This is a genomic window from Azospirillum sp. B506 (assembly GCF_000333595.1).
Classification (GTDB): Bacteria; Pseudomonadota; Alphaproteobacteria; order Azospirillales; family Azospirillaceae; genus Azospirillum.
In genome coordinates this window covers 1-3,576 of the sequence record NZ_BADK01000030.1, presented here as the reverse complement: position 1 = coordinate 3,576, position 3,576 = coordinate 1, and the positions used below count along the sequence as shown (strand labels likewise).

2 protein-coding genes and 1 pseudogene are annotated in these 3,576 nt (G+C 66.8%); all 3 read left to right on the top strand.

The genetic code is table 11. From position 1 onward, the window contains the following. Positions 1 to 44: 44 nt before the first annotated feature. The gene (locus I71_RS01070; RefSeq protein ID WP_244433539.1) at positions 45 to 479 is read left to right on the top strand and encodes a ferrochelatase; all 435 of its coding nucleotides are present in this window, start codon (positions 45 to 47) and stop codon (positions 477 to 479) included. Continuing rightward, positions 433 to 1,464: pseudogene (locus I71_RS01065) on the top strand (transglutaminase family protein); the annotation flags it as partial. The gene I71_RS01070 and the pseudogene I71_RS01065, both read left to right, overlap by 47 nt. A 362-nt stretch (positions 1,465 to 1,826) precedes the next feature. Beyond that, on the top strand, positions 1,827 to 3,576 hold a 1,750-nt coding region (locus I71_RS01060), incomplete at its 3' end, for a circularly permuted type 2 ATP-grasp protein (protein WP_244433538.1).

Sequence of the window (3,576 nt, the reverse complement as noted above, 5' to 3'; positions counted from 1 at the left end):
CGTTGCTGGAGAACACGGAAGCCCAGGCGCGGGCGCTGGAAGCCATGCTGGGGGCGGATCCGGCCGTTGCCGGGGCGGAGACCAAGGTCTTCATCGCCATGCGCTACTGGCACCCGATGAGCGCCGAGACGGCCGCCCGCGTGAAGGCCTACGACCCGGATCTGGTGGTGCTGCTGCCGCTCTATCCGCAATTCTCCACCACCACCACGGCATCGAGCGCCAAGGCGTGGCATGAGGCGGCGCGCACCGTCGGGCTGACGGCGCCGACGAGGCTGCTGTGCTGCTACCCGACCCAGGCCGGCTTCATCGACGGCGCGGCGGACCTGATCCGCCCGCTCTACGAGGCCGCCAAGGCCCATGGCAAGCCGCGCGTCCTGTTCTCCGCCCATGGGCTGCCGAAGAAGGTGGTGGCCGCCGGCGACCCCTATCAGTGTCGGCCCAACCAGCCAGGCGCCGCGCGTGGACGAAGCGCGGGATGACCAGCTCTATGAGCTGGAGATCGCCTTCAACCAGATCGATCAGGCGGCGGCGAGCGGCAACTGCCCGCCCTGGCTGGTCGACAGGGTGCTGCGCAACCTGCTGGTCGATGTGCAGGGCAACACCCACCGGGCGGAGTTCTGCATCGACAAACTCTATTCGCCGGACAGCTCCACCGGGCGCCTCGGACTGGTCGAGTTCCGCGCCTTCGAGATGCCGCCGCATGCGGAAATGAGCCTGACCCAGCAGCTTCTGATGCGGGCGCTGGTCGCGCGCTTCTGGAAACACCCCTACAAGGGCCGGCTGGTGCGCTGGGGTACGGAACTGCACGACCGCTTCATGCTGCCGCACTTCGTCCAGCAGGACATGGCCGACGTGCTGCAGGATCTGCGCGACCATGGCTATCCGCTGGAGGACAGCTGGTTCGCGCCGCACTTCAACTTCCGCTTCCCGGTCTATGGCCATGTCAGCCAGCGCGGCATCACCATGGAGCTGCGGATGGCGCTGGAACCGTGGCACGTCCTGGGCGAGGAGCCAGGCGGCGGCGGCACGGTGCGCTATGTCGACAGTTCGGTGGAGCGGGTGCAGGTCCGCGTCACCGGCCTGATCGATGCCCGCCATATCATCACCTGCAATGGCCGGCGCGTGCCGCTGATCCCGACCGGGGTGGAGGGGGAGTTCGTCGGTGGCGTACGCTATCGCGCGTGGCAACCGCCCTCCTGCCTGCATCCGACGATTCCCGTCCACACCCCGCTGATCTTCGACATTCTCGACAGCTGGGCCGGCCGGTCGATCGGCGGCTGCACCTATCACGTCATGCATCCGGGCGGCCGCAATTACGAGACCTTCCCGGTCAACGCGAACGAGGCGGAAGGGCGCCGTCTGGCCCGTTTCTTCCCCTTCGGCCACACGCCCGGGCCAATGGACACCCCGGCGGAGGAACGCAACCCGCAATTCCCGATGACCCTGGATCTGCGGCGGGGATGACCGCAGTCGGGATAAGTTGAATGAGAAGGGGGGCGGCGGATGACGGTCCGCCCCTCCGATGACCAGCGCTCCAGAGGCGCAGGGTAAACGCACCCGTCCCCTGCCAGGCTTTGCAACAGGGTCGGATAGGCATCGGAAAAACGTTTCCGAAGCCATCGCAGATGGATCAGGCTGTAATGGCACCCGGCTCGGCGTTCCCTTTTTCTGGTAACCGGAAAGAATCGTCGAGCCGGCATCGATAAAACGGATCGCCACGGAATCTTTCCTGTTTCGGATGGATCGCGCGGCCGGCAGCCTTGCATCGCCGGGCGGGGACGTTCAAACTGCTGCTTCCTTCATAGGCAATACGCACCAGTCAGACCTTGTCCCAGTCCGATCAGCCATTCCGCTCGCCGCCATCGGTCATTCCCACCGGGATGCCGCCGGTCCCCTTTACCCAGGGATCGCTGTTCGGCGAGGCCGACGCCATCGGCTATGGATCCGGGCAGGTCTACGACGAGATGGTGAACGGCCAGGGCCGGCTGCGGCCGCACTGGCAGACCTTCATGAGCACGCTGGGTCCGCTCGACGCCGAGCAGATGGCACAGCGCTGGGAGGAAGCCAGGCGGCTGCTTCACCAGAATGGCGTGACTTACAACATCTATGGCGATCCCAATGGGATGGAGCGGCCGTGGCCGCTCGACATGATGCCGCTTCTGCTGCCCGCCCATGAATGGAAGGCCATCGAATCGGGGCTGATCCAGCGCGCCTCGCTGTTGAACGCCATTCTGACCGACATCTACGGCGCGCAGACCCTGACCCGCTATGGCCGGCTGCCGCCGTCGGTGATCCATGCAGATCCGGGATTCCGCCGCGCTGTCCATGGCATTCGGGTGCCGAACGACGTCCATCTGCATTTCTATGCCGTCGACCTTGCCCGGGCGCCCGATGGACGCTGGTGGGTCCTGTCCGACCGCACCCAAGCGCCCAGCGGCAGCGGCTATGCGTTGGAAAACCGCGCGGTGATCGCCAAGGTGCTGCCCGACAGCTTCCGTCATTGCCAAGTGGAGCGGCTGACCGGCTTCTTCGACATCTTCAAGGAAACGCTGCTTTCCATCGCACCGCGAACAGGCGGCCCCGGCCGCCTGCCGCGCGTGGTGCTGCTGACCCCCGGCCCCTACAACGAAACCTATTTCGAGCATGTTTATCTGGCCCGTTACCTCGGCCTGACGCTGGTGGAGGGGGCGGATCTGACGGTGCGCGATCGCACGGTCTATCTGAAGACCCTGTCGGGGCTGGAACAGGTGGACGTCATCCTGCGCCGTCTCGATGCCGATTTTGCCGATCCGCTGGAGATGCGGGCCGACAGCTCGCTCGGCGTCGCCGGGTTGATCGAGGCGGTGCGGTCCGGCAATGTGGTGATGGCCAACGCGCTGGGTTCCGGCCTGATGGAATCGATGGCGATGAAGTCGTCGCTGCCGACACTCTGCCGCCATCTGCTGGGGGAGGAGCTTCGCCTGCCCGGCGTCGCCAGCTGGTGGTGCGGCAACGATGCGGAGCGCGCTTACGTCATCGACCATCTCGGCGGCCTTGTGGTCAAGCCGGCCTTCCCCTCCCTCTCCTTCGAACCGATCTTCGGTGCCCAGCTGTCGGCTGCCGAACGCTCCGCCCTGGTCGAGCGGATCAAGCGCCGCCCCTGGTATTTCGTGGCACAGGAGCAGATGGCGCTCTCCACCGCGCCGGTATGGCAGGATGGCCGGCTACAGCCGCGCCCGTTGGTGTTGCGCGTCTTCCTGTGCGCCACGCCCAGCGGCGGCTATGCGGTGATGCCCGGGGGCTTGACCCGCGTGTCGAGCGAATCCGGCCGGCTGGTGGTGTCGATGCAAAGCGGCGGCGGCAGCAAGGACACCTGGATTCTGGCGCCGCGGCGAGCCGACGTGACCTCCACCCAGCCGCGTCCGGCGCTGGCGACAGAACCGACGGCCAGCGGCGCCCGTCCGTCGGCCAACGACCTGCCCAGCCGCGTCGCCGACGGTCTCTATTGGCTCGGCCGCTATGCCGAGCGGGCCGAGGGGGCTCTTCGCATGGTGCGCGCGACGCAGAGCCGGCTGATCGACAGCAACATGCCGGGTC